The organism is Pelagibacterium lentulum (assembly GCF_003992625.1).
Lineage (GTDB): Bacteria > Pseudomonadota > Alphaproteobacteria > Rhizobiales > Devosiaceae > Pelagibacterium > Pelagibacterium lentulum.
The window spans coordinates 1-4,621 of the sequence record NZ_RZMW01000023.1 but is presented as its reverse complement, the minus strand read 5'-3'; the positions used below and the strand labels follow the sequence as shown (position 1 = coordinate 4,621).

At 58.1% G+C, this 4,621-nt stretch carries 7 protein-coding genes; 2 read left to right on the top strand and 5 right to left on the bottom strand.

Translation table 11 applies throughout. From position 1 onward, the window contains the following. On the top strand, positions 1 to 420 hold a 420-nt coding region (locus EO133_RS07080; RefSeq protein ID WP_127071963.1), incomplete at its 5' end, for a DUF305 domain-containing protein. Between the two features lie 14 nt (positions 421 to 434). On the opposite strand, the gene EO133_RS07075 is transcribed toward EO133_RS07080, so the two are convergent. Both EO133_RS07075 and EO133_RS07070 read right to left on the bottom strand, forming a co-directional pair. Further along, on the bottom strand, positions 435 to 632 hold the full coding sequence (locus tag EO133_RS07075) for a heavy-metal-associated domain-containing protein (protein ID WP_127071962.1): 198 nt from the start codon (positions 630 to 632) through the stop codon (positions 435 to 437). Between the two features lie 53 nt (positions 633 to 685). Continuing rightward, positions 686 to 1,300, bottom strand: a complete 615-nt coding sequence (locus tag EO133_RS07070; RefSeq protein WP_127071961.1) for a hypothetical protein — start codon at positions 1,298 to 1,300, stop codon at positions 686 to 688. Between the two features lie 161 nt (positions 1,301 to 1,461). Between EO133_RS07070 and EO133_RS07065 the strand changes: the two genes are divergently transcribed. Next, entirely contained in the window at positions 1,462 to 2,022 is a 561-nt protein-coding gene (locus EO133_RS07065) for a TetR/AcrR family transcriptional regulator (RefSeq protein ID WP_127071960.1), read from the top strand. Between the two features lie 182 nt (positions 2,023 to 2,204). On the opposite strand, the gene EO133_RS07060 is transcribed toward EO133_RS07065, so the two are convergent. The 3 genes from EO133_RS07060 to EO133_RS07050 form a co-directional block, all read right to left on the bottom strand. Further along, a complete protein-coding gene (locus EO133_RS07060) occupies positions 2,205 to 3,356 on the bottom strand; it encodes a flavin-containing monooxygenase (protein WP_127071959.1) in 1,152 nt (383 codons plus the stop codon). A 184-nt stretch (positions 3,357 to 3,540) separates the two neighbouring features. Next, positions 3,541 to 3,990, bottom strand: coding sequence for a Cu(I)-responsive transcriptional regulator (cueR, locus tag EO133_RS07055; RefSeq protein ID WP_127071958.1), 450 nt, complete (start codon positions 3,988 to 3,990; stop codon positions 3,541 to 3,543). Then, a partial coding sequence (locus EO133_RS07050) for an FAD-binding oxidoreductase (protein ID WP_248297988.1) occupies positions 3,977 to 4,621 on the bottom strand: 645 nt, incomplete at its 5' end. The genes cueR and EO133_RS07050, both read right to left, overlap by 14 nt.

The window sequence follows — 4,621 nt, the reverse complement described above, 5'->3', positions numbered from 1 at the left end:
ATGATCGCGACATCCACGGTGATGATGTATGGCCTTATGTATCTTAACACCTATGCCTTCGAGCACGTCTACTGGAGCGAGACCCGCGCCTACATGGCGCTGATCATGGGCGCGACGATGACCATCGTGATGATGGTCTTTATGATGGGAATGTACGACCGCAAGGGCATCAACGCCGCGATCTTTGCCGCTGCCGCCATCACATTTGCGGGTTCTCTCTATATGGTGCGCTCGCAGGCCAGTGTTGATCAAGTCGACTGGATGAAAGCGATGATCCCACATCATTCCATTGCCATCCTGACGAGCGAGAGGGCCGAATTGACCGACCCGCGAGTCCGTGAGCTTGCTGACGAAATCATTGAGGCGCAACGGAGCGAGATCGATCAGATGAAGACCCTCATTGCCGAACTCGAACATTGAACCCCCCGCGATGGCTATGCCGCACGCCGCGGCGGATAGCCTACATCATCAAGTATGGTCGCAATGGCGATCTCATCAGCCCTTGAGGTGACGCGCTCCAACTTGGCTCCGAGATCGATATCGGCCATGGCGTCAGGATCGACCGCTTGAATGGCTTTGGTGACGCTCTTGGCGTAGCCGCCGCAGGTCATGGTGTCGATGTGAAACCGCATGTGTCTCTCCACGATGGACTACAGGACCTGCGCGCCCTGCGTTGGAAAACCCGCTACGCCTTGACACGGGCGGAACGCAGATGGCTGAGGCCAAGAACCAGAAGTGGCACCAGAACGGACGCTGGCAACAGTGCAAGCTTGAATGTGGTGACTGGGCCGAGCACGGCGGCGAGCGCGGCTGGAGGCGTGGGGAGGCCTGCTATCAAGATGTAGATCATGGCGTTTTCGACCATGTCAGCTGCAAACCAGACCAGCGGCAGCGCGTAGAGTGTACGCAGCCAAGCGGCGGGCTGCAGTTGCTTGGCGGCAAAGTGGGCAAGGGCAAGAAAGAAGGCGAGCAACGAAAGCGGGAAAATCACATCGCCGGTGTATGTGGCGAACTGATATACGGCGCGGCCCTGTTCACTGAACAGTTCGAGCCGGGCCAGCACTTCGTTGGCCGAGAAGGAAGGACTTTGGTCAAAGAGCGGCAACCCACCCAGCGCAATGTGTACGGCGCGGGCGCCGAATGGCAGATTGGTGAGGTGGGTTAGGGCGAACGTCCCAAGAGCAATTCCCAGCGTCAGAAGGACCGGAAGACCGGCGGCGCGACGCGAGGTCAGCAGCGCGCCGGTCAGCAGTCCGAGCAGGAAAATAGTTGGGATGAAGATGAAATGTTCGGGCGTCATGAGTTCCGTCTCCTACTTTGAACATTCTGGACATGCGTCCGTTTTTGCACGACCATCCGCAAATGCTTTAACGCGCGCTCATGGGCAAGCGACAACGAGGCGTCAAATGTACGTTGCCGGACAGACGTCAGGCCGATGTGCGGGTATAGGAGGTGTCCAGGATGGAGCAGGGCGAGGACCGGCGCGTGCGACGGACACGCGCGGCACTCAGGGCGGCCCTGGCCGAACTGGTGGTGACCCAAAGCTATGATTCACTTACCGTAGCAAAAATCTGCGACGCTGCCGATGTAGGACGGTCGGCCTTCTATCAGCATTTCAAGGGTAAGGACGATCTATTGCGTAGCGGCTTTGCAAAACTGGAGGCCGACTTGGCGGCAGCCGAAGTTGAGCCAGGAAAAATTTTCAGCGCCGAGTTTTTTGCTCATGCCCTAAGGCACCGGGAGCTCTACCGCGCGCTGACGCACAGTCAGGCAGCCCCCATTGCTACTGCCGCAGTCCGCCGGATACTCGAATCGCGGGCGAAAAAGCTTTTGGCGCCCGAAAGCTCTGAGGGCGTTCCCCGCAACCTGCGGGCGGCCTTACTGGTGGATGTGCTGATCTCTTTGGTACGGTGGTGGCTCGACCGCGAGTCTCCCCAGGCGGTGGACAAAATCGACGCGATGTTCCACGAACTGGTTTCCGGAATTTTGGGGACACAGGGATCGACTGACAATCCCTGCTGACCTGGTCGCCCCTGAATAGTCTTTGCAGGACAACGTCAGGTTCATCCAACGCCTACCTAATTCCAGAAAGTCAGCCGTTGCCCGAAACCGCCGGGCGGCAACGCACCCTCATTTCGGCCGTCGCTCGCTCCTCTCCCAAACCCCGACATCCGGCACTCGCAGTTGATCCCGCTAACGATTGTTCATTCCGCAACCAACGCGATCGACCCTTCGCCCTGCCGGGTGTTCGACAAGTATTGCTCCAGGTCATCGACCAGCCGCTGTGCGTCCTCTGCCGATCCTGTCACCAGCGCCGATGCGCGATTTCGTTGCCACGGCCGCCCGATAAAAAAGAGACCTGGCACCGGACTTCTGCCGTCGTTCACGACAATGCTTCCGGTTTGATCCTTGGCAGCTTTGATCATCAGCCACGTGAAATCGTCGCGATATCCGATGCACCATATCACTGCGCCGACGTCGAGCGCGCTGCCATCAGCAAAAACCGCATGTTTTCCATCGGCTCCGATCAACCGTGACGCCAGCACTACACCCCTTTTTTTGAGATCTCGGTCGCTTCGTTCTCGGTTTGGAAATGGATCGGACTTGCGCATGATCCTGCCCAACAGCGAATTGGGTCCGACACGCAAAAGGCCGAGCGCTTTCAGCCATTTCCACGTGCTAATTCCCAATAGCTTTTCTGGCAGCAACCGGCGATTTCGCCCGCGGGAAAGGATAACAGATTTAAACGCCGACAACTCAAATGCAATGTCGCGCCCCGAAGCGCCATCTCCAATCACCACAACTGGTCCATGTTCGACATCAGCGGGACCTTTGTAGGTTTCCGGCGTTAGCTGTCGGACTTGGGATGAAAAGGTCTTAGCGATCTCCGGGATGACCGGCACCTGAAAGCCTCCCGTTGCCACGACCACCCCACGCGCGAGAATTACGCTGCCGTCTGCTCCCTTGGCCCGAAAGAGCGTCTCAGCCTCGATATCCAGGCTCGTTACCCGAAAGTTGGTCTGGACTGGAAGGTTGTAGTGCAGGGCATAATTGGCGAGATAGTCCGCGAATTCGTCGCGGGAAGGATAGCCGTCGGGATCGCCATCAAGCCCCTTCCCAGGCAGGGCGTTGAGACTTCGCGGCGTGAACAGGGCAAGCGAGTCGTACCGGTTGCGCCAACTGTCGCCAACGCGCTGGCTTTCATCCACGATCAGAAAAGACACTCCTTCCTGCGCCAACCGATACCCAGTCGCAAGGCCGGCTTGTCCAGCGCCTATGACGAGAACATCAACTCGGGTCGTTGGTGCGGTTCTTGCCAGTTGTGCCTTCTGAATTTGAATGTCTTCCTCGTCCATTACCGAAACCCGTCCATGCTGATTGAGGAGAAGCGGAGCGCTTGTTGGGAGAGGCGCAATTGATCGAAACCCAAAACCGTCAATATTGCTCGAGTTCGAGCACAGGCTTCGACGGAAGGTACTGCTGGAGGGGAGTCTACGGTATCCGTGGAAGGGCGAAGCCAAACGGCCGCCCACCCCAATCCTAAAGAACAACGCGATCGATTGCGCCGCGGCGCGGTTGGTTCGCCTCGGCTGTCGACTCCTGTGCATTTTCGAGGTCATCGAGAATTGGACAGTCGGGTCGATGATCGCCATTGCAGCTCTCGGCCAGATGGGAGAGCGTGGCCACCATCTCTTCCAGTTCGGTGATTTTGTGTTTGAGGCCTGCAACGTGATCGAGCGCAATGCGCTTGACTTCGGCACTTTGGCGACTGCGATCACGCCACAAATGCAATAGCTCGTCGATCTCGGCGACCGAAAAGCCAAGATCCCTGGCCCGGCGTACGAAACGCAGCATGTGAACGTCGCGGGTGGAGTAGTCCCGGTAGCCCGATGCCTTGCGCTCAGCCTGTGGGATCAGGCCGGTCTGCTCGTAATACCGGATCATTTTTGCCGATACTCCGGATGCGCGTGCGGCTTCACCGATATTCATGTTCGTTGCCTTTCTCGGGTGTCGGGGCCCTGGAAGATTGTTCTGGTGAAAAGAAGATGTCGGCGTGAAGGTTGCGTGATTGTAGTCCAGCGTTCGCCAGGGCGATTGTTGTCGCCTTGACCATGGCCGGCGGCCCGGCAACGTAGGCCTTCCAGTCTTGGAGATTGTCCAGATCCTTGGCAACCGCAGCGCTGACCATTCCAGTGCGATAGTCGCTTGCCCCTTGGTCCGACAACACCGGTGTGAATGTCAGGTGTTCATGGAGGTGGGCGAGGGACCGGAAGTGCTCCAGAAGGTAAAGATCGCGCTCTGCGCGCACGCCGAAATATATATGAATTGGTTGGCGCATGCCGAGTTCAAGCGCTGTCTCAACGATTGACAGGATGGGCGCCAGTCCTGAACCACCGGCGACTGCAAGGATCGGCCCGGTATGCTCGTGGCGTAACTGTGAGGCCCCGAACGGTCCTTCGAGTGTGACTGGATCACCCACCTTGAGACGCGAATGGATGAAGCTGGACGTCTGGCCATCCGGAACGCGGCGTATATGGAATTCGAGTTCACCCATGTCCGGGCGGTTTGCCATTGAGTAGTCGCGCGCAGGAACTCCGGGCAGCGACAGTTGTGCATGCTG

Excerpts from the sequence above, each read along its gene's own strand:
- EO133_RS07065 (WP_127071960.1), top strand. The coding sequence starts at position 1,462 with ATGGAGCAGGGCGAGGACCGGCGCGTGCGACGGACACGCGCGGCACTC.
- EO133_RS07060 (WP_127071959.1), bottom strand. The coding sequence starts at position 3,356 with ATGGACGAGGAAGACATTCAAATTCAGAAGGCACAACTGGCAAGAACC.
- EO133_RS07075 (WP_127071962.1), bottom strand. The coding sequence starts at position 632 with ATGCGGTTTCACATCGACACCATGACCTGCGGCGGCTACGCCAAGAGC.
- EO133_RS07070 (WP_127071961.1), bottom strand. The coding sequence starts at position 1,300 with ATGACGCCCGAACATTTCATCTTCATCCCAACTATTTTCCTGCTCGGA.
- cueR (WP_127071958.1), bottom strand. The coding sequence starts at position 3,990 with ATGAATATCGGTGAAGCCGCACGCGCATCCGGAGTATCGGCAAAAATG.